This is a genomic window from Paracoccus sp. R12_2, assembly GCF_017744015.1.
In the GTDB taxonomy this organism is placed as follows: Bacteria; Pseudomonadota; Alphaproteobacteria; order Rhodobacterales; family Rhodobacteraceae; genus Paracoccus.
This window is the reverse complement of sequence record NZ_JAGHRA010000047.1, coordinates 1-1,176: the sequence shown is the minus strand read 5'-3', so window position 1 is coordinate 1,176 and position 1,176 is coordinate 1. Positions and strand designations below refer to the sequence as shown.

Below are 1,176 nucleotides of genomic sequence, written 5' to 3'. Positions count from 1 at the left end.
TCACTCGATGATCTTGGAGACGACGCCAGCGCCGACGGTGCGGCCGCCTTCGCGGATGGCGAAGCGGAGGCCGTCTTCCATGGCGATCGGGGCGATCAGTTCGACGGTGAACTTCAGGTTGTCGCCCGGCATCACCATCTCGGTGCCCTCGGGCAGTTCGACCGTGCCGGTCACGTCCGTCGTCCGGAAGTAGAACTGCGGACGATAGTTCGCGAAGAACGGCGTGTGGCGGCCACCCTCTTCCTTGGTCAGGATATAGGCTTCGGCCTCGAACTTGGTGTGCGGCTTCACCGAACCCGGCTTGCACAGCACCTGGCCGCGCTCGACCCCGTCACGCTCGATGCCACGCAGCAGCGCGCCGATGTTGTCGCCGGCTTCCCCGCGATCCAGCAGCTTGCGGAACATCTCGACGCCCGTGCAGGTCGTCTTCTTGGTCGGACGGATGCCGACGATTTCCAGTTCGTCGCCCACGTTCACCGCGCCACGCTCGACCCGGCCGGTCACGACCGTGCCGCGGCCCGAGATCGAGAACACGTCCTCGATCGGCATCAGGAACGGCTTGTCCACCGCGCGCTCGGGCGTCGGGATGTACTCGTCCACCGCCTTCAGCAGCTCGCGGATCGAGTTCTCGCCGATCGCCTCGTCACGGCCTTCCAGCGCCGCCAGCGCCGAGCCCTTGATGATCGGAACGTCGTCGCCCGGGTATTCGTAGCTGGACAGAAGCTCGCGCACTTCCATTTCGACCAGTTCCAGCAGTTCCTCGTCGTCAACCTGGTCGACCTTGTTCAGGTACACCACGATGTAGGGAATGCCGACCTGGCGGCCCAGAAGAATGTGCTCGCGCGTCTGCGGCATCGGGCCGTCGGCCGCGTTCACAACCAGGATCGCGCCGTCCATCTGCGCCGCGCCGGTGATCATGTTCTTCACATAGTCCGCGTGGCCCGGGCAGTCGACATGCGCATAGTGGCGCGCGTCGGTCTCGTATTCCACATGCGCCGTCGAGATCGTGATCCCGCGGGCCTTCTCTTCCGGCGCGCCGTCGATCTGGTCATAGGCACGGAAATCACCGAAATACTTCGTGATCGCCGCCGTCAGCGTCGTCTTGCCGTGGTCAACGTGACCGATCGTCCCGATATTGACGTGCGGTTTCGTCCGTTCAAACTTTGCCTTTGCCAT

Annotated in this window: 1 protein-coding gene; it reads right to left on the bottom strand. The window is 64.1% G+C overall.

Annotated features, from left to right (window positions below):
- Positions 1 to 1,176, bottom strand: a 1,176-nt coding sequence (tuf, locus tag J7359_RS19815) for an elongation factor Tu (protein WP_209060000.1), incomplete at its 5' end; no start/stop codon positions are given.